This window comes from Paucibacter hankyongi (assembly GCF_037482915.1).
Lineage (GTDB): Bacteria > Pseudomonadota > Gammaproteobacteria > Burkholderiales > Burkholderiaceae_C > Paucibacter_A > Paucibacter_A hankyongi.
In genome coordinates this window covers 41,802-62,914 of record NZ_JBBHJX010000007.1, presented here as the reverse complement: position 1 = coordinate 62,914, position 21,113 = coordinate 41,802, and the positions used below count along the sequence as shown (strand labels likewise).

Sequence of the window (21,113 nt, the reverse complement as noted above, 5' to 3'; positions counted from 1 at the left end):
CATGACGAACCCAGCTTCTTTCAAGGCCCTGAGCCTAGCGCTGTTGAGCACCTGCTTCAGTGGCGCTGCGCTGGCGCACGGCGATGCCGCTCATGACAAGCCTCCGCACGCAACGCCGGCCGAGCAGCAAGTCTTCGGCATCGCCGGCCGGGCCGCTGAAGTGAGTCGCAGCATCGACATCACCATGAGCGATGACATGCGCTTCAAGCCGGATCGGATCGATGTGCGCGAAGGCGAGACGGTGCGATTGCGCCTGCACAACAAGGGCCAGGTCTTGCATGAACTGGTCATAGGAACCCCGGCGGACCTGGACCAACACGCGGCCTTGATGGCCAAGTTCCCCGATATGGCTCATGAAGAAGCCCATATGGCGCATGTGCCGGCCGGCAAAAGCGGCAGCATCATCTGGAAGTTCAACCGCGCCGGCAGCTTTGATTTCGCTTGCCTGATCAATGGCCACTACCAGGCCGGCATGCGCGGCCGCATCACCGTTCAAGCCAAGGCCGCAAGCGGCAGCAACTAATCCTTTTGACCTGAAGACACCATGAACACCCAACAAAAAATCCTGATCACCCTGGCCGCCGCAGCAAGCATGGCCTGCCTGCCCCAACTGGCGTACAGCCAAGACAGCGCCGCCAAACCGGCCAGCGCAGCCAATATGGCAGCAGCCGCGGCCCAACAAGACTGGACCGAGGCCGAAGTTCGGCGCGTCGATATCGCCGGTAACAAACTGACCCTCAAGCATGGCGAAATCAAGAACCTGGACATGCCCGGCATGACCATGGTGTTTGGCATCAAGGCGGGGGCCAGCGGCGAGGACTTGATCAAGCAAGTCAAACCGGGCGACAAGCTGCTGTTCCGCGCCGAGATGGTGCAGGGCAAGACCGTGCTGACGGCGCTCAAACGCCCCTGAGGCGAGCAAGCGAGGTCCGGGCGGCGGGAGCCGCCTGCGCAAAAAAGCTCAAGTTCCCTTCACTTTGGCCGATTTCAAGTGACCGAGCTGTCACAAGACTGAGGGGTGCCCGCATGGCCGACAGCCACAGCGTCAAAGCAGACCAGACCTTGCAAGACCTTGAGGCGGCGCTCGCCAAGATGGTCCATGAGCGCTATTTCGAGGCCGAGAGCGACGCCGAAGCCGAGCAGCAAGCGCTGGAAGCAAAGGACTGCGAGTACTTGATGACACGTATTCGCTGCCTTGAGCTGGGGCTGAAGGCAGCCGACGAAGAACTGGCCTGGATCGGCCCGGCGGCGCGCAGTTCGCCGGCGCAATCACTGCGCCGCATCAAGGCCTTGTGTGGTCGCTACCCCGATTTGTTCAGTGCCGTGCAGGCCGTGGCCGTCACGCACCCCGGCGTGTCACGCGAGATGCTGGCCATGGCCGTCAAACAGTTTCGCCGCGATGCCGAAGCCTTCAGCCAAGAGGATCTGGTGGGCCTGCTGACCTGCGTCACCAACGGCGCCAATCAAGCCTTTGACGCCGTGCTGCGGACCCGCAAAGGCGCGGACCGCAAGGCCTCCGCCCTGCCCTGGGGCAAACACACCGACTGAGCCGAAGCGAAAAATACCCCAGTGTTGGCGTAGCACTGCTTCAACGCAACACCGTAGCACCGGCCTGCGGTTTGCTGCCCACCAATTTCGCCACATGGCTGCCTTCGGCCTTGGCGTAGTCCAGCCAGGCCACTACCCCCACGCCCAGCACCAAGGCCAGCGCCAGATAGGCCATGGCCGGCCGCTTGGGCTTCAAGGGCGCGCGGCGCTGTTGAGCGCGCGCGGGCGAGGCCTCTGCAAAGCTTGGGGTCGATTTCGGGCGTTGAACCCGGGCCGCTTGTTTCTGCCCGTTGCTTCCTGACACAACTTCAAAGCTCAGCAACTCGTTTTGCATCGGCTGAGCGCTATTGGCCGGGAATGCCGAAATGTGAACAAACAGCGCCTGCCCGCCATGCAGCGGCGTGATCGCGCCGAAGCCGCGGTCCACCTGCCACTGAGTCAATGTGCCTTCGAACCTCATGATGAATACCCCTCTCGAACAATGGCCCGGAGCCAGCTCCCGCCCAGCCAGGGCGGGCACGGCCACAAGCGCCGCCCCCTGATTTCTTATGGTCTTCATCGTGCCCGAACGGCAAAAAGCTGCTGCAACAGTTAGTAAGAACTGTGCATGCCGCAGCCAGCATCGGGACCCGCGACAATAGCGCTGTCAGCGCAGCAAAAAAGAAAGAGCAAGAAGCATGGCCATCAACTGGTTCCCCGGGCATATGAATTCGACCCGGAACGCGATCAATGAGCGGATGAAGGCCGGGCTTGACGTCGTCATCGAGATGCTGGACGCCCGCATCCCCGGCTCCAGCGCCAACCCGCTGCTGGCCCAGCTGACCGAGGGCAAGCCCACGCTCAAGCTCTTGAACAAGCAAGACCTGGCCGACCCGGAGCGCACCGCGCTGTGGATGGCGCATTACAACGCCCTGCCCGACACCCGCGCGATTGCGCTGGACGCCAGCATCAAGGCCCCAGCGCAAGCGCTGATCAAGGCCTGCCGCGAGTTGGCACCGCTGCGCGGCGGCATGGTCAAGCCGGTGCGGGTGCTGATCTGCGGCATCCCCAACGTCGGCAAGTCAACACTGATCAACACCCTGGCGTCCAAACGCGCAGCCAAGACCGGCGACGAACCCGGCATCACCAAGATCGAGCAGAAGATCGTGCTGGCCGAGGACTTCTATCTCTTCGACACGCCCGGCATGTTGTGGCCCCGCATTGCCATTGAGGAGAGTGGCTACAACCTGGCGGCCAGCGGCGCCATTGGCCGCAATGCTTTCGAGGAAGATGAAGTCGCGCTGGAGTTGCTGGACTATCTGCGAGTGCACTATCCAGCGCAGTTGATCGAGCGCTACAAGCTCGGCGACATCAGCGGTTTGAATGATGAGGAACTGCTGATGGCCATCGGTCGCAAGCGCGGCGCCATGCTCAGCGGCGGCCGCGTCAATTTGCAAAAAGCCGCGGAAGTGCTGATCTACGAATTCCGCCAGTGCATCTTGGGCCGCATCACGCTCGAAACACCTGAAGAGTTCAAGCAATGGGCCGCCAAGGCCGAGGCAGCGGAAGCGGCGCGCAAGGCCAAGGCCGATGCACGCAAGGCGCGGCGCAAGGGCAGCGGCGTGCGCGAGGCCAGTTCGGGCTCAGCCCCGGAAGCGGAAGCTGAGGACGAGGCCAGCGAAGACTGAATCGACGGCCGAATGGCTGTCGACTACAGATGCCCCATCACTCGACCACCAAGACCACCTTGACGCTGGCATCGACGGCCGACTTTTCGATATAGCCGATGGCGTCGACATTGGACGCCACATATTTCTTAACATCGGCCGCGCTGGGTAGCTCTTTGGGCGGGGTGGCCTTGCCGGAGAAGGTCAAACGCGACCAAGCCGCCTTCACCTGCGCGCCGGTCTTGCCCGCCGCCTTGCTGTAGAACTGCTCGCGCACGCTGCTGGAGTCAGGCAGATCGGCCAGTGCCGCCGTACCACCGCTGGGCAAGGTGCTGGACTTGCCCAGGAACAAGGCCGCAGCCTGCTCCGCGCTCAGTGCGCTCAGCGGGCTCTTGGGGTTCACGATCACCGCCGTCTGAGCCGCAGCCAGGCTGCTGAGCCCACACAGCAGCAGGGCGACGAGGACGCGAAACTTGGAATACAAAGAAGAGTTTTTCATGGCTGTGTCCTGATCAAGGATTGCAATTGCCGGATTCATTCGGTGTCCGTCGATGTCAGGGCTTAGAACACCACATCGTAGGACGCGCTGATGAGTTGCGCATTGCCCGCGCCAGGAACAGCACCGCTGTCGCGAACGCGGTCAAACTGCAGCTTCAAGGCGCCGCCCTTGTGCACCTCGTAGCGCAAAGCCAAGAGCTGGCTGCGCAGCTTGACCGGGGAGTAGGCGTCCATGTCATAGCTGCTTTCCAGATAGGCGCTGGTGCCGCCCGTCAGAGTGAAGGCGCCCATGCGATAGCCCACGGTCAGCAGGTAGTACTTGGCTTTGTAGTTCAGCGACTGGCGCTTGGCCTGGCCGAATTCGCTGCGCACGATCCAGTTGTCTATGTCGGCATTCAAGGCCAGACCCAAGAAGTCCTGTTTGGGGCCGTTCGATTCAACTTCCACCACGCCGCTGTCGCGGTCCACCTGCTTGACGGTGCTGCGCACATAACTCAAACGCCCGCTGAACCAGTCTTTCGAGAACTCAAAACTGAGGCCGCCGATATCGCCCCATTCCACATCCTTAGGAGCTTCGTTGTAGAGCCGGGCATAGGGGTTCTTCTTGCTGTTCTCGCTGCCAAACAGCGCCTCGGTGCGCAGGGACCAGGCACCGACTTCAGTCGAATAGCTCAGGCTGGCGCCGTTGTAATTGACCACGTCCCAGCCGTACACATCCGGGCTGGGTCTGATGGTGTTGTAGGCATAGCCCACATCTTGAAAGTCAGAGTAGTAGTACAGCGGCAAGCGCTTGCGCCCAACTTGCAGCGTCCATTCTGGCGCGATCTGATACGCCAGATAGAGCCACTCCAGGTTCAAGGCCTGATCTTTGACGGCGCGGGTGGTGAGCTGAGTGGTCGCGCTCCACTGCGGATTGAACTTGACGGTGGCCTGCACGCCGGCGCGCGACTCAGGTGAGGCCGTGAGGTCATCCCCATACACACCGGCGTGGCCCCAATCAGCGATGAAGCGGGTGCAGTTATTGCTGTGTGCGGGCGCGAGGCCACTGCTGACACAAGAGCCCGAGGTTCGACCCAGGACCAAAGACGCAAAGCCCGAAGTGCTGAGCTCTTGGGCCTGGGCTCCCAGTGGCAGGCCCAAACCCAGACTCAACACAGCCAGGACACCTCGGCTACGCGCCGCTGAACCTGAACCCAAGAACGCCTGTCGACGATGCACCATGCCAAGCTCCAGTCAGAGTAGAGGGAAAAACTGCTTCACCAAACATCTCTGTACCCAGGGCTTGAAGAAGAGCCGGCTGCGCGTGATCTCGGCGCTGGCCCTCTGCCCTTGTTGCGGCACCCACTTGACCCCTCCCGAAGCCAAGCTTTGCTGCAACGATAGCCAAATCAGGGCGGAACGGCTGGGTTTTCACTCACGCTTTGGAACAAAAACCACAAGGCTTGCCTGCAGGCTGGCGCTTCGTTAACTAGTCCTCAGTTGGCAGACCCAAGAGTTGACGCGCTTCCGAAGGGCTGGCGACGCCACGACCCGCCCGCTCTGCGCAAGCAGCCAAGGCCTCGATCAAGACCCCATTGCCGCGGGCTCGCTCACCATCGGGGAGATAAAACGTGTCCTCCAGCCCCGTGCGCAACATGCCCCCGAGTTCCGCGGTGAGCTGATGCACCGGCCAAATTTCCTGCCGGCCGATGAGGGTGGTTTGCCAAATGGCCTCGTCCACCAGATAGCGCGGCAAGAGCTTCAGCAAGTCGCCATCCACCGGCATGCCCGAGGCCACGCCCATGACCAGGTTGTATTCAGGCCGCCCCATCTCGGGTTTGAACATGCCGGACTTCACAAACATGCCCACCGCCCGCACGATGCCGACATCGAAGCACTCGAACTCGGGGTGCACCCCGCATTCGCTCATCACATCCAAAAAAGCCTGGATCTTGGACACCGGGTTATCAAAAACCATGGGCGGCCAGGCCCAGCGCCCATCGTCCTTGAGCTTCAGGTAGTTGAGGCTTCCCGCATTGCAAGCGGCAACCTCGGGCTTGACGCGCCGAATGCAGGCGGCGGGCCCTGAGATGTCCGCACCGATGACCCCGGTGGTCAGATTGATGATGACGCCAGGACAGGCTGCGCGGATGGCGGCGATGACCTGTTCCGCCACCTCAGGGTCCCAGCTGGGCAGATGCCCCAAGCCCTCCTCCTGCATGCGCAGATGCACATGCATCACCGAGGCCCCGGCATTGAAAGCGTCACGAGCCTCGGCCGCCATTTGAGCCGGAGTCACCGGCACCGGGTGTTGCTTGGGATTGGTCAACACACCAGTCAGCGCGCAGCTGAGGATGGCCTTGTCGTGTGAAGCTTCTTTCATCGTGCTCATGCCTCAGCGTCCTGTTCTTTGCTTGCAAGTTCGATCAACAGCGCGCCGGCGGCGACCGCGTCTTTAGGCGCGGCATGAATGGCCTTGACTCGCCCGGCGGCGCCGGCGCTCAGCCACATCTCCATCTTCATCGCCTCCACGCTCATCAAGGCCTGCCCTTCGCTGACCTCGTCACCGACGCGCACCAAGACCTGTGCCACCAAGCCGGCCACCGGCGCACATGCGCGCATGGGATCGTCTTGGGAACGCCCGCCCTGCGCGGGATAGGCCGAGGGCTCACTGAACACAAAGCAAGCCGCATCGCTGACCAAGTGCAGAGCGAAGCCACCCTGGCTTTCGGCGTCGTCAAGGCGGCGGCAGATCAGGCGACGCTCGATGCCGTCCAGGCGCACCCGCGTCCAGACCGACTCGTCCTTCGCCCCCGGCTGGCTCAGCAGCTCAAAGTGATGCGTCTCCGTGCCCCGGCTCAATGCCACCTTGAGGCCCGAGCAGGCGACCCGAAACACTTGACGGGCCTGCCCGCATTGCAAACTCAGATCGAAGCCTTGCACGCTCAGGGGCCGGATCTGCACCTGGCCCTTGCCCTCCAAGGACGCCACGGCCGTCAGCCCGGCGGCCAGCCACCAGTCGCGCGCATCGGGCTGGGGCGCCTGCAAGATCGTCTCGGCCTTGAGGGCCCATTCGTCGATCAAGCCGGTGTGCATGCGGGCCTCGGCAAAGTCCGGGTGCCGCAGCAGGTCGCGCAAGAAGCGGCCGTTGTTCTTCACCCCCAGCAGCGGCAGGTCTTCCAGCGCGGCGGCCAGGCGCCGCCTTGCGTCCACACGATCACGCCCATGCACGATCAGCTTGGCCACCATGGCGTCATAAAAGGGCGAAATCTCGCCGCCCTCGCAAATGCCGGCGTCGATGCGCACCCCGGGAGCCGCGCCTTCGGGCCGCCAGGCGGCAATGCGACCGGTCTGCGGCGCGAAGCCGCTGTAAGGGTCCTCGGCATACAAACGCGCTTCGATGGCGTGGCCCTCGAACTGAATCTCCGACTGGGCCAGCGGCAAGGCCTCGCCCGCCGCAACGCGCAACTGCCACTCGACCAAGTCCAAACCGGTGATCGCCTCGGTGACCGGATGCTCCACCTGAAGCCGGGTGTTCATCTCCAAGAAGTAGTGCTTCAACTCAGCGTCAACGATGAACTCCACCGTGCCCGCACCCACATAGCCCACGGCCAGGGCGGCGGCCACCGCGTCGCGGCCCATCGCTTCGCGCATGGCCGGGCTGACGATGGGCGAAGGCGCTTCTTCAATCACCTTCTGGCGGCGCCGCTGCGCCGTGCAGTCGCGCTCACCCAGGTGCACGGCATTGCCTTGGTGATCGGCAAAAATCTGCACCTCGATATGGCGCCCGCCCTGAATCAGGCGCTCCAGCATCAGGGTGCCATCACCAAATGCGGTCTCGGCCTCGCGGCGCGCGCCGGCAATGGCCTGCGCCAGCTCGCTGGCCTGCAAGGCCAAGCGCATGCCACGGCCACCGCCGCCAGCCACCGCCTTGACCAGCAAGGGGAAGCCCAAGGCCTCGGCCTCGCGTTGCAAGCAGGCCTCGTCTTGCTGCTCGCCCAAATAGCCGGGCGCGCAGGGCACACCCGCTGCCAACATGCGGCGTTTGGCCCCGGCCTTATTGCCCATGGCCAGGATGCTGGCCGCAGGCGGGCCGATGAAGACCAGGCCGGCATCCACGCAGGCCTGAGCAAAGTCGGCCCGCTCGGACAAAAAACCATAGCCGGGGTGGATAGCATCAGCGCCGGTCGCGCGCGCCGCAGCCAGAATTGCCTCGATATTTAAATAAGACTGCGCCGCCGGCGAGGCGCCGATGTGCACGGCCTCATCGGCCTGCAACACGTGGGGCGCGCCGCGATCGGCGTCGCTATAGACCGCAACACATCGATAGCCGAGTCGCCGCGCCGTGCGCATGATGCGGCAAGCAATCTCGCCTCGATTGGCGATCAAGATCTTTGAAAAACTCATTGCGGTGCCCATCGTGGTTTGCGCTGCTCAACAAAAGCCATCACGCCCTCTTGACCTTCCGGTCCCGCCGCCGCGTGGGCAAAGGCCTCAGCCGCCTCTTCCACCAGCGAGGCAGCTTCGTGATGACAGGCGCGCGCCATCAAGCGTTTGGTCGCTGCCACCGCCTGGGGCGCGCACTGCAGCATGCCGCCGAGATGGCGCGTCAGCGCGGCTTCCAATTGGGCGCCGGCGTGCAGCTCATGCACCAGCCCCAGCTGCAAGGCTTGGGCGGCATCAAGCCGACCTCCACAAACCGCCAAGCGACGCGCTTGCGAATAGCCCAGGCGCTCAACCAAGAAGGGCGCGATCTGCGCCGGCACCAAGCCTAATGAGGTTTCCGGCAAACGAAAGCTGACCGTCTCACAGGCCAAGACCAAATCGGCCACGCAGGCCAGGCCAAAGCCGCCGCCCATCACCGAGCCCTCCAGCACCGCCACCACGGCCAAAGGGCTGCGCGCAAAAGCGCCGCACAGATGGCCAAAGGCCGCGTTTATCTGCTGCAACACGCCAGCGCCCTCGTCGGCCATGCGCATGCGCGCCTGCGCCATGTCCTTCAAGTCGGCGCCGGCACAAAAATGCCCACCAGCGCCGCGCAAGACCAAGACTCGTGTCTCACCGTCTCCTTCGGCATCGGCCAGCGCGACGCGCAACTCGGCCACCATTTCCAGCGAGAGCGCATTGCGCAACTCAGGCCGATTCAAAGTGAGGTGTAAGACGCCACCGGCTTCGCGGCGCAGATCCAGCGTTTTGTAGTGCTGCAGCATGACGATGCCCTTTACCTTCAGTGGCTGCCCTTGGGCAGCGTGCCTTCGAGCTTGCAGATGATGCCCAGCATCACTTCGTCTGCCCCGCCGCCGATGGACACCAGCCGCCCATCGCGGAAGGCCTGGCTGATGGGGTTGTCCCAGGTGAAGCCCATGCCGCCCCAGTACTGCAAGCAGCTGTCCGCCACCTCGCGGATCAGCCGGCCACATTTGAGCTTGGCCATAGAGGCCAGCTTCATCACGTCCTTGCCCGCCACATACTGTTCCACCGCCGCATAGGTCAGCGCCCGCAGCGCCTCCACCTCGGTGCGCAACTCGGCCAGGCGGAAGTGCACCACTTGGTTGTCCAAGATGCTTTTGCCAAAAGCCTTGCGCTCGCGGGTGTACTCAATCGTCAGGTCGATCAGGCGGTCCAGATTCTTCAGTGAGGAGGCCGCACCCCAGAGGCGCTCCTCCTGAAACTGCATCATCTGGAACATAAAGCCCAGGCCCTCTTGGCCGATCAGATTGCGCTTGGGCACGCGGACGTTGTCGAAGAAGAGCTGCGCTGTGTCGGACGCATCCATGCCGATCTTGTGGATCTTCTGACGGCTGATGCCGACGGCATCCATGGGCACCACGATCAAGCTCTTGTTCTTGTGCACCGGGCCTTCGCTGGTATTGGCCAAGAGGCAGCACCAGTCGGCTTGCATGCCATTGGTAATCCACATCTTGCCGCCGTTGATCACATAGTCGCCGCCTTCGCTGCGCGCCGTGGTCTTGACTGCCGCCACATCCGAGCCGCCGCCCACTTCGCTGACGCCGATGCAACCGACCAAGTCACCGGCAATAGAGGGTGTTAGGAACTCGCGACGCAACTCATCGCTGCCGAAGCGCGCCAGCGCCGGGGTGCACATATCGGTGTGCACGCCAATGCCCATGGGCACACCGGCGCAGTAGCAGGTGCCTAAGGCCTCGGCCATCACCATCGAGTAACTGAAGTCCAGGCCGGCGCCACCAAACTCTTCCGGGTACTTCAGACCCAAGAGGCCCAAGTCGCCCAGCTTCTTGAAGACCTCGTGCGCGGGGAATTGCTCGGCTTTCTCCCATTCGGGCACATGGGGATTCAGCTCTTTCTCGACAAACTTGGCCACCGTGTCGTAGAGGGCGCGGTGTTCTGGGCTCAGGTTCATGGTTTTGTCTCCGTGCTTGTTTTAGTGATCCGCGCTCGGGCCTAAAGCCGCGCCACGCCAAAGCTATTGCCATGCAGATGGCGTTGATCGGCCTCGCGCGCCAGGCTCAGGGCCAGGGCCAGCGTGCGACGGGTATCGCGCGGGTCGATCACGCCGTCGTCCCAGAGGCGGGCGGTGCCGAAAAGCACGCTGGCCTCGCGGTCGATGCGGGCGCGCAGTTGCTCGCTCATGGCGGACAAGGCTTCGTCATTGACCTCGGCCCCCATGCGCTCCAGCTTGGCCCGGTTGATGATGTCCATCACCTTGGCGGCCTGCGCACCCCCCATCACCGCGGTGCGGGCCGTGGGCCAAGAGAAGATGAAGCGCGGGTCGAAGCCGCGCCCACACATGCCGTAGTTGCCGGCCCCGAAAGAGCCGCCCAGCACGATGGTGAACTTGGGCACCCGCGCATTGGCCACCGCCTGAATCATCTTGGACCCATGCTTGATGGCGCCGCCACGCTCAGCGGCCTTGCCCACCATATAGCCGGTGGTGTTCTGCAGAAAGACCAAGGGCGTGCCGCTCTGATCGCAAAGCTGGATGAACTGCGCCGCCTTGGTCGAGCCCTGCGGCTGAATCGGCCCGTTATTGCCGATCAGGCCGACGCGCTGGCCTTCGATGCGCGCATGGCCGCAGACCGTCTCGACGGCGTACTCGGCCTTGAACTCCAAAAAGTCCGAGCCATCGACCACGCGGGCGATCACCTCGCGCACGTCATAGGGCTCGCGCTCATCTTGCGGCACCACGCCCATCAACTCTTCGCAGGGATACAAGGGAGGGAGTGCGGGAGGCGCAGCCTTCACCTCATCCCAATTCAGCTGCCCCAGCAACTCGCGGGTCAGCGCGATCGCGTGCGCATCGTTCTCGCTCAGGTATTCGCCCAGGCCGGTGATGCGCGCATGGGTGTCGGCGCCACCCAACTCTTCGTCGCTGGCATCCTCGCCAATGGCGGCCTTGACCAGGGGCGGCCCGGCTAGATAGATGCTGGAGCGGTCTTTCACCAACACCACATAGTCCGACAGACCCGGCAGATAGGCGCCACCCGCCGTGCTGGAGCCATGCACCACGGCAATCTGCGGCAGACCCATGGCCGAGAGCCGCGCCTGGTTGGCAAAGCTGCGGCCGCCTTCCACAAACATCTCGCTCTGGTACATCAGATTGGCGCCACCACTCTCCACCAGATAGATCAGAGGCAGCTTGTTCTCGCGCGCAATCTCCTGGGCCCGCAGCGCTTTCTTCAAGCCCATGGGCGCCACGGTGCCGCCTTTGATGGCGCTGTCGCTGGCGGAGATCATCACCCGCTTGCCGGCCACCACGCCGATGCCGACGATGGAGCCGCCGCCCAGCACCGCTTTCTTGCCATCGTCATCATGCATGCCCAAACCGGCCAAGGGCGACAGTTCCAGAAAGCCGGAGTCACGGTCCAAGAGACGCGCCACCCGTTCACGTGGCAAGAGCTGACCCCGGGCCTCGAACTTGGCGCGCTTGCTTTCGGACTCGGCCACCACCTTGGCCTCTAGCGCGCGAATCTCGGCTAGGCGCTCGCTCATGCGCTGCGCATTGGCGGCAAAGGCGGCCGAGCGCGGGTTGAGGCGGCTTTGGATGGCGCTCATTTCAGCACCTCGGGCACGGCCGCGCGATGAAAGCCGTCAAAAGCCGGCGTGCCCCCGTGATCGATGGAGGGGAACATCGGATTGCCCAGCGAAGCGCCGCCGTCGATTTGCAGCGTTACGCCGGTGATGAAGCCGGCTGCGGGCGAGAGCAAGAAGACGATGGCCGAGCTGATCTCAGCCTCGCTGGCCAAGCGGCGCAGCGGCACATGATCTTTGAGCTTGCGAATCATGGGCTTGATGGCGTCGCCATAACTGTCCATGCCGCTGGACGCCACCCAACCCGGTGCGACCGCATTCACCCGCACCCCGGCATGGGCCCATTCGAAGCTGGCGCTCATGGTCAGATTGCTCATGCCGGCGCGGGCCGCGCCGCTGTGCGCCATGCCCGGCATGCCGTTGCGGAAGTCAGCCGTCATATTGACGATGGCGCCGCGCCCCTGCCCCTGCATGCTTTGGGTGAAGACCTCGCGCATCATCAAGAAGCCACCGGTCAAATTGTTGGCCACCACCGCCTCAAAGCCGCGCTTGCTGATCATCATCAGCGGCGCCGGGAACTGCCCTCCGGCGTTATTGACCAGACCATGAATCGGGCCATGCTCGGCGATCACGCCAGCCACCTGGGTCTTGACCGCTTCGTCATCGCGGATGTCAAAAGCACGCCAGGCGCACAGCCCGCCGTCGGCAGTGATCTCGGCGGCCACGGCCTTGAGCTTTTCTTCGCTGCGGCCCGAGATCAAGACCTTGGCGCCAAGAGCGGCCAACTCATGCGCCACGCAGCGGCCAATGCCGGAGCCGCCGCCGGTCACCCAGATCAGTTGACCCGCAAACAGCCCAGGGCGAAAAACGGAACGATAGTGCGATGAAGGCTGCTTCATCGGATCGGCGGCAACATCACTCATACGTGGAAGCTCCTGCGCATTGGGGCCTAGACCTATCTCGGCCATGACCTAATAGATCGATAGCTTCCCTTAACGTCACCCCCATTGCCTATCGGTGATTACCATGAAGCAAACGGCAGTCAATCTGCGTAGCATGCGATCCATCGTTGTTTTTTTCCCCTTCCTCAATACTTTTTTGGAGAGCCCCATGGACATGCAAGCCGCCACCTCCGCCCTGCGCGCCAAAGTCGGCGACGACAGCGGCCTCAATGCCATCCTCAAGTTCGACTGCGGCGCCGATGGCGTGGCAGTGATCGATGGCAAGTCGGTGCCAAATAGCGTCAGCAACGAAGACCGCGAAGCCGACTGCACCGTGGCCATCACGCTGGAGAACCTGGCCTCGCTCTTGAGCGGTGAGTTGAATCCGATGAACGGCTTCATGATGGGCAAGTTCAAGGTCTCCGGTGACATGAGCGTGGCCATGAAGCTGCAACGCGTGGTCTGAACGGATGAACCCAAGCATGGACCGCAAATCCACCGCCACGGCCAGCAGCGCGGGCTCGGCGGCACGCGCCGCCGCCGCGCGCGAAGTTCTGAATCACAGCGCAGCCAGCGCCCAGGTGGATGAGCTGTTCGGCATCACCGAGTTGTGCGCCGAGTTTGATCTATCGGCCCGCGCCATCCGCTTTTATGAGGACAAGGGCCTGTTGCAGCCACGCCGCGTCAATGGCGCGCGGGTCTACACCCAGCGCGACCGCACTCGGCTGAAATTGATCTTGCGTGCCAAGGCCTTGGGCTCTTCGCTGGCGGAGATCAAGCAGTTCTTGGACCTGTACGGCACCCACGGCGAGGGCCGGGCCAAGCAATTGCAATTCACGCTGGAGCGCACCGATCAGGCGATTGCCGAGTTGGAACAAAAGCGCGCCCATATCGAGGCCACCCTCGCCGAGCTGCGCCTGATCAACACATCGGTGCGCCAGCAACTGGCCGCCCAGGAGAAGTAAACACCATGTCTGCCCTGCCTCTTTTTCCTTCCAGCTGGATCAGCGAAGAGCACCGCATGCTGCAAGACTCGGTCGCCCGTTTCTTCAAGCAGGAATGGGTGCCGCGTGCAGCCGAGTGGCGCGAGGCCGGCATGATGGGCCGCGACACCTGGCTGCAAGCCGGCGCCAACGGTCTGCTCTGCGCCTCCATGCCCGAGCAGTACGGCGGCGGTGGCGGCGACTTTGGTCATGACGCCATCATCTTGCTGGAGCAGGCCAAGGCGAACTTGAGCGGCTTCGGCGGCGGCCTGCACTCGGCCATCGTGGGGCCGTACATCCTGCATTACGGCAACGAAGAACAAAAGCAGCGCTGGCTGCCCAAGATGGCCAGCGGCGAGCTGGTCGGCGCCATTGCCATGACCGAGCCGGGCACCGGCTCTGACCTGCAAAACGTGGCCACCCACGCCCGCCGCGATGGCGACCACTATGTGCTGAGCGGGCAAAAAGTCTTCATCACCAATGGCCAGAACGCCAATCTGATCATCGTCGTCTGCAAGACCGACAAGACGCAAGCAGCCAAGGGCATTTCGCTGCTGGTGGTGGAAGTCGAGAAGGCCGACGGCACTTTGGTAGACGGCTTCCGCCGTGGCCGCAATCTGGACAAGATCGGCATGAAGGCGCAAGACACCTCGGAGCTCTTTTTCGACGAGGTGCGGGTGCCTGTCGCGAATCTGCTGGGCGGCGCCAATGGCGAAGAAGGCCAAGGCTTCTTCCAGCTGATGCAAGAGCTGCCGCAGGAGCGGCTGATCATTGCCGTCACCGCGGTCGGCTCGATGGAGCGGGCACTCACCGAGACATTGGCCTACACCCAGGAACGCAAGGCCTTTGGCAAGACGATTTGGAACTTCCAGAACACCCGCTTCAAGCTGGCCGAGGTGCAGTCGCAAGTCTTGGCCGCCCGCGCCTTTGTGGACGCCTGCATGGAAGCCCATCTGAAAGGCGAGCTCGACGCCGCCCGCGCCGCCCTCGCCAAGGCCTGGACCACCGACCTCGCCTGCAAGGTGATGGACGAATGCCTGCAACTCTTTGGCGGCTATGGCTACATGATGGAGTACCCCATCGCTGAGCTTTACGCCGACGCCCGTGTCGCCCGAATCTATGGCGGCACCAATGAGATCATGAAGGAGTTGGCGTCGCGGTTTATGTGAGCCGCACCTCTCCGCGCGTTCCCAGTGCGGAATCCGACATTGAGCGCCCCCACATCGAAACGAACAAGCAGGATGCGGGCCAGACGGGCGGCCGGGTACTCTGCGGAGGGAAGTAAAGGAGGAGCCGGCGAAGCCGGCGGGGGACATGGACGGAGCAGAGTGCCCGGTCGCCTTGATCCGCCAGACTTGAAACCCAAGCTTGCGCAAGACACCACGGCCAACACACGATAAGAAAACAGGAGACTCGGCCCATGAACTTCGATTCCTACATCTACGACCACGTCCGCACCCCACGCGGCAAGGGCAAAAAAGACGGCGGCCTGCATCAGGCCAGCCCCGTCTGGCTGCTGCGCACGCTCTTACAGGCCCTGGCGCAGCGTCAACCACTGGACACCGCCCTGGTGGACGATGTGGTGCTGGGCTGCGTGACGCCAGTGGGTGAACAAGGGGCGGATATTGCCCGCACTGCGGTGCTGGATGCCGGCTGGGCCGAGAGCGTGGCCGGGGTGACGCAGTCGCGCTTTTGTGCCTCGGGGCTGGAATCGATCAACCTCGCCGCAGCCAAGGTCGCCAGCGGTTTTGAGCGCTTGGTGGTAGCCGGCGGTGTGGAGTCCATGAGCCGCTGGCCCATGGGCAGCGACGGCGGCGCCTGGTTCATGGACCCGCGCATCAATCAAGCGCTGGGCTTTATTCCGCAAGGCATCAGCGCGGACCTGATTGCTGCGCTGGAAGGCTTCAGCCGCAGCGATGTGGACGGCTTTGCGGTGGAATCCCATCGCCGCGCAAATGCCGCTCGGTCGCAAGGTTACTTCAGCAAGTCGCTCGTGCCGGTGCATGACATTGCCGGCCTTTTGCTGCTGGCCCAGGACGAAACCATACGCCCCGGCACCAGCTTGGACACCTTGGCCAAGCTCGACCCCAGCTTCGCCATGATGGGCCAAATGGGCTTTGACGCTACGGCGCTGCGCAAGTACACCACGCTGGAACGCATCCCGCATATTCATCATGCCGGCAACTCCTCCGGCATCGTCGACGGCGCCGCGCTGATGCTGGTCGGCAACAAGGCCGGTGGCGACGCGGCGGGACTCAAACCCCGTGCCCGCATCCGCGCAGCGGCGGTGATCGGCTCCGAGCCCACCATCATGCTCACCGGCCCCACGCCGGCTTGCCACAAAGCACTGAAGCAAGCAGGCATGCAAGCTAGCGACATCGACCTCTGGGAAATCAACGAAGCCTTTGCGGTGGTGCCGATGAAGACGGCCCGTGACCTGGGCGTGAGTTTGGACCGGGTCAATGTGAACGGTGGCGCTATCGCCATGGGTCACCCGCTCGGGGCCACCGGCTGCGTCATTCTGGGCACCCTGCTCGATGAGCTGGAGCGCCGCAACTTGAGCACCGGCTGCGCCACGCTCTGCGTGGGCGGCGGCATGGGCATTGCCACCATCATCGAAAGGGTCTGATCGTGAGCAACGCTTTGAACATTGAACGCGGCGAGGACGGCATCGTCATCGCCACCATGGACCTGCCCGGCCATTCGATGAATGTGCTGAACGAGGCCTTGTCTGCGCCGCTGGCCGGCCTGACCGATCTGCTGGAGCAAGACGCCAGCGTCACCGGCTTGATCCTGCGCTCGGGCAAAAAAGACTTTCTCGCCGGCGCCGACATAGACCGCCTGCGCGCGCTGAGCACCGCCCAAGAAGCCTTTGACGCCTCGATGGCGCTGAAGCACTTCATCCGCCGCTTTGAGCGCTGCGGCAAGCCGGTGGTGGCCATCATCAACGGCATGTGCCTGGGCGGCGGGTTGGAGATCGCGATGGGCTGCCACTGGCGCATCGTCATCGACGACGGCCGCGCCAAGCTGGGCCTGCCCGAGGTCAAGCTGGGCCTGCTGCCGGGCGGCGGCGGCACCCAGCGCATGCCGCGCCTGGTAGGCATGCAACAAGCATTGCAATGGATGGGCGAAGGCACCGAGGTGCGCGCCGCTCAGGCTTTGTCCAGCGGCTTGGTGAACGCCTTGGCCGCTAACGCCGAGGACGCGCTGACGCAAGCGCGCGCCTGGATCAGCGCCAACAAGTCGCCCAAGCAGCCCTGGGATGCGCCCAAGTTCCGCTACCCCGGCGGCGACTCGCGCTCGCCCGCCGTGGCGCAACTGCTGGCGATTGCGCCCTCGATGGCCTCGGCCAAGAGCTATGGCAACTACCCGGCGCTGACGCACATCATGTCCAGCGTCTTCGAAGGCGGCTTGACCGACTTTGACCGCGCGCTGGAAATCGAAGCGCGCTACTTCGCTGCCTGCGCCATCAGCCCCGAATCGAAGAACATGATCGGCACGCTTTGGTACCAGCTGAATGCGCTGAAGAAAGGCGCTTCGCGGCCCGCTGGCCTGCCACGCAGCAAGGTCAGCAAACTGGGCATTCTGGGCGCCGGCATGATGGGCGCGGGCATTGCGTATGTATCGGCAAAGGCGGGCATCGATGTGGTGCTTTTGGACAGCACCCAAGCTGCCGCCGACAAGGGCAAACAGTACTCTCAAGACCTGCTGGACAAGGCGGTCAAAAAAGGCCGCAGCACGCCCGAGAAGCGCGAAGCCCTGCTCGCCAAGATCACCCCGACCACAAGCTATGCAGAGCTGGCCGGCTGCGATCTGATCATCGAGGCGGTTTTCGAAGACCGGGCCGTCAAGGCTGATGTGACGCGGCAAGCGGAGGCCGTGATCGGCCCGGACGCAGTGTTCGCCTCCAACACCTCCACCCTGCCCATCACCGGCTTGGCCCAGGCCTCGCAGCGGCCGGCGCAGTTCATCGGCCTGCATTTCTTCTCGCCGGTGGACAAGATGCCGCTGGTGGAAATCATCGTCGGCAAGGAGACTTCGGACGAGACCCTGGCCCGTGGTTTTGACTATGTGCTGCAAATCGGCAAAACGCCCATCGTGGTGAACGACTCGCGCGGCTTCTACACCAGCCGGGTCTTCGCCACCTATGTGATGGAGGGCCTGGCCTTGCTGGCCGAAGGCGTGCATCCGCGCTCAATCGAGATGGCGGGCTTGCAAGCCGGCATGCCCATGCCGCCGCTAGCCTTGCAAGACGAGGTCTCGCTGAGCCTAGGCCTGCATGTGGCTGAGCAAACGCGCAAGGATCTGGCCGCCGAAGAGATCAGTTATGTCGAACATCCCGGCGAGCCGGTCTTGCGCCGACTCTGCGCGCTGGGCCGCATCGGCAAGAAGGCCGGCCAAGGTTTTTATGACTACTCCCAGGGCGAGAAGAGTTTGTGGCCGGGTCTGGCCGAGCTGTACCCGTTGAAAGCCGAACAACCGAGCCAGGCCGAGCTGATCGACCGCCTGATGATTGCCCAGGCCAATGAAGCGGCGCGCTGCTTGCAAGAAGGCGTGTTGCGCTCGGTGGCCGATGCCAATATCGGCAGCATCTTCGGCTGGGGCTTTGCGCCCTTCCAAGGCGGCGCACTGCAGTTCATCAACGCCTATGGCCTGTCTGCCTTTGTGGCGCGTGCTCAAGCGCTGGCGGCGCAGTATGGCGAGCGCTTTGCCCCGGCCCAGCGCTTGGTGGAGATGGCCGCCAAGGGCGAACGTTTTGAAGAAGGCGGGCCAGGCGCGCACTGATCCCTCAAGCGCTCGCCTCGCGCATCAAGACCGTCAACAAGCCCAGACCCAAGGCCAGCACCGCGGCCGTGATCCACAGCGCCCCGCGATAGCTGCCGCTGGCTTGCGCCATCGCGCCGGCCAGTGCTGGGGCGCCTACTTGGGCGAGGCCATAGCTCAGCGTCAGCCGGGCCATGGCCTTGCCGGGATTGTGAGGCGCGCGCCGCCCGACCAGCGCCAGCGTCAGGCTGACGATGCCGATGAAGGTGGCACCGTAGAGCAAAGCACCGGACAAAGCCGCCGCCAATCCGTCGGACCAGGCAGGTAGCAAGACCGACAGAATTTGCAAGGCAAAGGCGGCAAACAAGGCCTTCAACTCACCCCAGCGCCGCGCCACCCGGTCCCAGATAAAAACGGCCGGCGTGGCCGCCAAGCCCACCAAGGCCCAGGCCCAAGGCCCCTGACCGGCCAGCAGCGGCTGGCGCTCGACGATTGCCACGGTAAAGGTGGCGCTGGTCACAAAGCCCCAGCCGGCGCAGAAGTACATGGCCATCATCAGCGCCATCCAGCGCCATGCCGGAGCTGCCGGGGCGGCAAGTGCTGGGCTTGGTGCCGGCGGCACCGGCGGCCGCCAGGCCCAAGCCGGCGCAAGAAAGAGCAGACCAATGCCAGCAAAGCCCAGCCATTGCTGCGACCAAGTCAGCGCCCACTCGGCCATCAAGTAAGCGCCCAGCGCCGACACCACAATGCCCAGACCCAGTCCGATGAAATGAAGCCCTAGCTCCGGCCGGCGCCCTTGCCGCATCAACCAACCCAGCACCAGGCCCGAGCCCAGCAACATGCCGGCGGCGCCGCACAAGCCCCCCAGATAGCGCGACAAAGCCCAGACCCACAGCTGATCACTCAAACCCATCAAGGCGGTGATCAATAGGCTCAACAACAAGCCGGCGCTGTAGAGCCGCTGCCGCAGCGCCGGGCTGTCCATCCAAGCGGCCAAGAGCGCGCCGCTCATATAGCCCAGGTAATTGATAGAGGCGAGCCAACCGCCCTGCAAATGGCTCAGCCCGGCCTGGGTCTGCATCAGCGGCAAGAGCGGCGTGTAGGCAAAGCGGGCCAGTCCAATCGTCAGCACCAGTCCGCAAATGCCGCCGACGATGACTTGCCAGGCTTTCAAGGTTTCGGCAGGGGTATTTGGCATGGCTCAAGCCTAAGCGATCCCGCGCCGACTTGTAATCAGCAACTGCGCGCCCATATGGCAGTCTATGGACACGAATGCCCTGCCCCTTTTGCTGACCATCGCCCTGGCGCTGGGCTTGGTCTTGTGGCTGGCGAGCGGCCCCTTGCTGCAGCGCCGGCGTCGGCAGCGTCTGCGTGCGCACCCCTTCCCGCAGGCCTGGCGGCGCATCTTGCGGCGCCGGGTGCCGCTGGCGCAGCGCTTACCGGCAGACTTGCATCTGCGGCTCAAGCAAGAGATTCAGGTGTTCTTGGCTGAGAAGCCCATCATCGGCTGCGATGGCTTGGATGTGACCGATGAAATGCGCGTCACCATCGCTGCGCAAGCCTGCATGCCGCTGCTGGGTGCGCGGCGCGACTACTACCCCAAGCTGAAGCAGATCCTGCTCTACCCCGGTGCCTTCATGGTGGACCGCCCGGTCACCGAGGCGGGCGGCGTGCTGCGCGAACAGCGCCGCGCGCTGGCTGGAGAGAGCTGGGTGCAGGGTCAGGTCTTGCTGTCTTGGCGCGATGTGCAGGCGGGGGCTGCCGACCCGTCCGATGGCCACAATGTGGTCATCCATGAGTTTGCGCACCAACTCGATCAGGCCAAGGGCCATGCCAATGGGGCGCCGGTCTTGGCCAGCGCCCAGGCCTACCGGCGCTGGTCCACGGTGATGCAAAACGAGTTTGATGCGCTGCGAGCCCGCCTAGCCCAGGGCGAACTGGGCCTGATCGATGCCTACGGTGCGACTGATCCGGCGGAGTTCTTTGCCGTCTGCAGTGAGTTGTTCTTTGAGCGGCCGCTGGATTTGGCTTTGCAGCATCCCGCCTTGTATGCCGAACTGAGCGGCTATTACCGACTCAATCCGATCACCTGGCAATAGGAAGAGCGAAGGGGTTCAAAAGCCCAAAGACGCCAGCAAGTCGTCCACATCGTCTTGCTGCAAGGCCTTGTCTGGCGTTTGCACACCTTCCAAGACTTGAGCGCTGGCTTGCTGAGCCTCGGCGGGCGGTTCGAACTGGGCCAGCAAGTGTTCCAGCGGCGACTCTACGCTTTCCAGCATGCCGACGACTTTATTGATGACCTGGCCGGACAGATCCTGAAAGCCCTGGGCCATCATGATCTCGGTGTGCAGCGACTTTTCACGGGCGGCGAAGCTGGCGGCGTTGGCCGCATAAGCTGCGCACAGCTTCATCATCTGGCGGGCGCGCTCAACAGTCAGATCGGGCGACAAGGCCATGCGGCAGAGCGACTCCGATAAATCGGCGCCCTGGCGACGCACCTGCTCGGCATCGTCCTGCGCCGCATCGACCAGGCCCAGCACCTTGGTGGCGGCCTCTTCGGTCATGCTGCGCACATAGGCCAGCCGCTCGCAAGCGTCGGGCAGTTCTTGCACCACCTTGTGCAGCACCTGCACCGGATCGACCAGCGCCGCGTCAACGCTGCCGGCGGGGACTTGGGACTGATGCACGTGTTGAAGAACTGCTGACATGGCACTCGACTCCCTGAACTGACCGCAAACAGCCGC

21 protein-coding genes are annotated in these 21,113 nt (G+C 63.6%); 10 read left to right on the top strand and 11 right to left on the bottom strand.

The genetic code is table 11. The annotated features are described in order from the left end of the window. Nucleotide 1 precedes the first annotated feature (1 nt). From WG899_RS12250 to WG899_RS12240, 3 genes are all read left to right on the top strand, one after another. Entirely contained in the window at nucleotides 2-523 is a 522-nt protein-coding gene (locus tag WG899_RS12250) for a cupredoxin domain-containing protein (protein ID WP_339595938.1), read from the top strand. Between the two features lie 21 nt (nucleotides 524-544). Next, the gene (locus WG899_RS12245) at nucleotides 545-913 is read left to right on the top strand and encodes a copper-binding protein (protein WP_339595937.1); all 369 of its coding nucleotides are present in this window, start codon (nucleotides 545-547) and stop codon (nucleotides 911-913) included. Nucleotides 914-1,026: 113 nt separating this feature from the next. Then, nucleotides 1,027-1,548, top strand: a complete 522-nt coding sequence (locus WG899_RS12240; RefSeq protein WP_339595936.1) for a hypothetical protein — start codon at nucleotides 1,027-1,029, stop codon at nucleotides 1,546-1,548. Nucleotides 1,549-1,588: 40 nt separating this feature from the next. On the opposite strand, the gene WG899_RS12235 is transcribed toward WG899_RS12240, so the two are convergent. After that, the gene (locus WG899_RS12235) at nucleotides 1,589-2,008 is read right to left on the bottom strand and encodes a cold shock domain-containing protein (protein ID WP_339595935.1); all 420 of its coding nucleotides are present in this window, start codon (nucleotides 2,006-2,008) and stop codon (nucleotides 1,589-1,591) included. A 217-nt stretch (nucleotides 2,009-2,225) separates the two neighbouring features. On the opposite strand from WG899_RS12235, the gene ylqF reads away from it, so the two are divergent. Next, entirely contained in the window at nucleotides 2,226-3,215 is a 990-nt protein-coding gene (ylqF, locus tag WG899_RS12230) for a ribosome biogenesis GTPase YlqF (protein ID WP_339595934.1), read from the top strand. A 37-nt stretch (nucleotides 3,216-3,252) separates the two neighbouring features. Here the strand turns inward: ylqF and WG899_RS12225 are convergent, their stop codons facing one another. The 8 genes from WG899_RS12225 to WG899_RS12190 all read right to left on the bottom strand — a co-directional run bounded on the left by WG899_RS12225 (nucleotide 3,253) and on the right by WG899_RS12190 (nucleotide 12,604). Beyond that, on the bottom strand, nucleotides 3,253-3,693 hold the full coding sequence (locus WG899_RS12225) for a type 2 periplasmic-binding domain-containing protein (protein ID WP_339595933.1): 441 nt from the start codon (nucleotides 3,691-3,693) through the stop codon (nucleotides 3,253-3,255). A gap of 62 nt (nucleotides 3,694-3,755) precedes the next feature. Continuing rightward, nucleotides 3,756-4,913, bottom strand: coding sequence for a hypothetical protein (locus tag WG899_RS12220; RefSeq protein WP_339595932.1), 1,158 nt, complete (start codon nucleotides 4,911-4,913; stop codon nucleotides 3,756-3,758). 247 nt (nucleotides 4,914-5,160) lie between these two features. Continuing rightward, nucleotides 5,161-6,054, bottom strand: coding sequence for a beta-keto acid cleavage family enzyme (locus WG899_RS12215; protein ID WP_339596077.1), 894 nt, complete (start codon nucleotides 6,052-6,054; stop codon nucleotides 5,161-5,163). Between the two features lie 5 nt (nucleotides 6,055-6,059). After that, nucleotides 6,060-8,078 (bottom strand): acetyl/propionyl/methylcrotonyl-CoA carboxylase subunit alpha, encoded by a 2,019-nt coding sequence (locus WG899_RS12210; RefSeq protein ID WP_339595931.1) that lies wholly within the window; start codon nucleotides 8,076-8,078, stop codon nucleotides 6,060-6,062. Further along, nucleotides 8,075-8,881 (bottom strand): enoyl-CoA hydratase/isomerase family protein, encoded by an 807-nt coding sequence (locus tag WG899_RS12205; protein ID WP_339595930.1) that lies wholly within the window; start codon nucleotides 8,879-8,881, stop codon nucleotides 8,075-8,077. Before WG899_RS12205 ends, WG899_RS12210 begins: the two co-directional genes overlap by 4 nt. Before the next feature lie 17 nt (nucleotides 8,882-8,898). After that, nucleotides 8,899-10,053, bottom strand: coding sequence for an acyl-CoA dehydrogenase family protein (locus tag WG899_RS12200; RefSeq protein ID WP_339595929.1), 1,155 nt, complete (start codon nucleotides 10,051-10,053; stop codon nucleotides 8,899-8,901). A gap of 41 nt (nucleotides 10,054-10,094) precedes the next feature. Further along, nucleotides 10,095-11,705 carry an acyl-CoA carboxylase subunit beta gene (locus tag WG899_RS12195; protein ID WP_339595928.1) on the bottom strand — a complete coding sequence of 537 codons (1,611 nt, stop codon included), beginning with the start codon at nucleotides 11,703-11,705 and terminating at the stop codon, nucleotides 10,095-10,097. Further along, nucleotides 11,702-12,604, bottom strand: coding sequence for an SDR family oxidoreductase (locus tag WG899_RS12190; protein ID WP_339595927.1), 903 nt, complete (start codon nucleotides 12,602-12,604; stop codon nucleotides 11,702-11,704). Before WG899_RS12190 ends, WG899_RS12195 begins: the two co-directional genes overlap by 4 nt. 187 nt (nucleotides 12,605-12,791) lie before the next feature. Between WG899_RS12190 and WG899_RS12185 the strand changes: the two genes are divergently transcribed. The 5 genes from WG899_RS12185 to WG899_RS12165 all read left to right on the top strand — a co-directional run bounded on the left by WG899_RS12185 (nucleotide 12,792) and on the right by WG899_RS12165 (nucleotide 18,390). Further along, nucleotides 12,792-13,088 (top strand): SCP2 sterol-binding domain-containing protein, encoded by a 297-nt coding sequence (locus tag WG899_RS12185; protein WP_339595926.1) that lies wholly within the window; start codon nucleotides 12,792-12,794, stop codon nucleotides 13,086-13,088. 16 nt (nucleotides 13,089-13,104) lie between these two features. Continuing rightward, nucleotides 13,105-13,587: a MerR family transcriptional regulator gene (locus WG899_RS12180; protein WP_339595925.1), complete on the top strand. Its 483-nt coding sequence runs from the start codon at nucleotides 13,105-13,107 to the stop codon at nucleotides 13,585-13,587. Between the two features lie 5 nt (nucleotides 13,588-13,592). Further along, nucleotides 13,593-14,774 carry an acyl-CoA dehydrogenase family protein gene (locus tag WG899_RS12175; RefSeq protein ID WP_339595924.1) on the top strand — a complete coding sequence of 394 codons (1,182 nt, stop codon included), beginning with the start codon at nucleotides 13,593-13,595 and terminating at the stop codon, nucleotides 14,772-14,774. 251 nt (nucleotides 14,775-15,025) lie between these two features. Further along, complete coding sequence (locus WG899_RS12170) at nucleotides 15,026-16,234, top strand: acetyl-CoA C-acetyltransferase (protein ID WP_339595923.1); 1,209 nt, start codon at nucleotides 15,026-15,028, stop codon at nucleotides 16,232-16,234. 2 nt (nucleotides 16,235-16,236) lie between these two features. Further along, nucleotides 16,237-18,390 (top strand): 3-hydroxyacyl-CoA dehydrogenase NAD-binding domain-containing protein, encoded by a 2,154-nt coding sequence (locus tag WG899_RS12165; RefSeq protein ID WP_339595922.1) that lies wholly within the window; start codon nucleotides 16,237-16,239, stop codon nucleotides 18,388-18,390. Nucleotides 18,391-18,394: 4 nt separating this feature from the next. Here WG899_RS12165 and WG899_RS12160 read toward each other — a convergent pair whose 3' ends face one another. Then, complete coding sequence (locus WG899_RS12160; protein ID WP_339595921.1) at nucleotides 18,395-19,567, bottom strand: YbfB/YjiJ family MFS transporter; 1,173 nt, start codon at nucleotides 19,565-19,567, stop codon at nucleotides 18,395-18,397. Between the two features lie 64 nt (nucleotides 19,568-19,631). Here WG899_RS12160 and WG899_RS12155 point away from each other — a divergent pair, with 64 nt between their 5' ends. Then, nucleotides 19,632-20,468 (top strand): M90 family metallopeptidase, encoded by an 837-nt coding sequence (locus WG899_RS12155; protein WP_339595920.1) that lies wholly within the window; start codon nucleotides 19,632-19,634, stop codon nucleotides 20,466-20,468. A 15-nt stretch (nucleotides 20,469-20,483) separates the two neighbouring features. Here WG899_RS12155 and WG899_RS12150 read toward each other — a convergent pair whose 3' ends face one another. After that, on the bottom strand, nucleotides 20,484-21,077 hold the full coding sequence (locus WG899_RS12150) for a protein phosphatase CheZ (protein WP_339595919.1): 594 nt from the start codon (nucleotides 21,075-21,077) through the stop codon (nucleotides 20,484-20,486). Nucleotides 21,078-21,113 lie beyond the last annotated feature (36 nt).

Bases quoted from the DNA above. Each gene is read 5' to 3' on its own strand.
- WG899_RS12250 (WP_339595938.1), top strand. From the start codon at position 2: ATGACGAACCCAGCTTCTTTCAAGGCCCTGAGCCTAGCGCTGTTGAGC.
- WG899_RS12155 (WP_339595920.1), top strand. From the start codon at position 19,632: ATGGACACGAATGCCCTGCCCCTTTTGCTGACCATCGCCCTGGCGCTG.
- WG899_RS12235 (WP_339595935.1), bottom strand. From the start codon at position 2,008: ATGAGGTTCGAAGGCACATTGACTCAGTGGCAGGTGGACCGCGGCTTC.
- WG899_RS12200 (WP_339595929.1), bottom strand. From the start codon at position 10,053: ATGAACCTGAGCCCAGAACACCGCGCCCTCTACGACACGGTGGCCAAG.
- WG899_RS12220 (WP_339595932.1), bottom strand. From the start codon at position 4,913: ATGGTGCATCGTCGACAGGCGTTCTTGGGTTCAGGTTCAGCGGCGCGT.
- WG899_RS12205 (WP_339595930.1), bottom strand. From the start codon at position 8,881: ATGCTGCAGCACTACAAAACGCTGGATCTGCGCCGCGAAGCCGGTGGC.
- WG899_RS12150 (WP_339595919.1), bottom strand. From the start codon at position 21,077: ATGTCAGCAGTTCTTCAACACGTGCATCAGTCCCAAGTCCCCGCCGGC.
- WG899_RS12210 (WP_339595931.1), bottom strand. From the start codon at position 8,078: ATGAGTTTTTCAAAGATCTTGATCGCCAATCGAGGCGAGATTGCTTGC.
- ylqF (WP_339595934.1), top strand. From the start codon at position 2,226: ATGGCCATCAACTGGTTCCCCGGGCATATGAATTCGACCCGGAACGCG.
- WG899_RS12225 (WP_339595933.1), bottom strand. From the start codon at position 3,693: ATGAAAAACTCTTCTTTGTATTCCAAGTTTCGCGTCCTCGTCGCCCTG.
- WG899_RS12180 (WP_339595925.1), top strand. From the start codon at position 13,105: ATGGACCGCAAATCCACCGCCACGGCCAGCAGCGCGGGCTCGGCGGCA.
- WG899_RS12215 (WP_339596077.1), bottom strand. From the start codon at position 6,054: ATGAAAGAAGCTTCACACGACAAGGCCATCCTCAGCTGCGCGCTGACT.
- WG899_RS12175 (WP_339595924.1), top strand. From the start codon at position 13,593: ATGTCTGCCCTGCCTCTTTTTCCTTCCAGCTGGATCAGCGAAGAGCAC.
- WG899_RS12160 (WP_339595921.1), bottom strand. From the start codon at position 19,567: ATGCCAAATACCCCTGCCGAAACCTTGAAAGCCTGGCAAGTCATCGTC.
- WG899_RS12245 (WP_339595937.1), top strand. From the start codon at position 545: ATGAACACCCAACAAAAAATCCTGATCACCCTGGCCGCCGCAGCAAGC.
- WG899_RS12195 (WP_339595928.1), bottom strand. From the start codon at position 11,705: ATGAGCGCCATCCAAAGCCGCCTCAACCCGCGCTCGGCCGCCTTTGCC.
- WG899_RS12190 (WP_339595927.1), bottom strand. From the start codon at position 12,604: ATGAGTGATGTTGCCGCCGATCCGATGAAGCAGCCTTCATCGCACTAT.
- WG899_RS12240 (WP_339595936.1), top strand. From the start codon at position 1,027: ATGGCCGACAGCCACAGCGTCAAAGCAGACCAGACCTTGCAAGACCTT.
- WG899_RS12170 (WP_339595923.1), top strand. From the start codon at position 15,026: ATGAACTTCGATTCCTACATCTACGACCACGTCCGCACCCCACGCGGC.
- WG899_RS12185 (WP_339595926.1), top strand. From the start codon at position 12,792: ATGGACATGCAAGCCGCCACCTCCGCCCTGCGCGCCAAAGTCGGCGAC.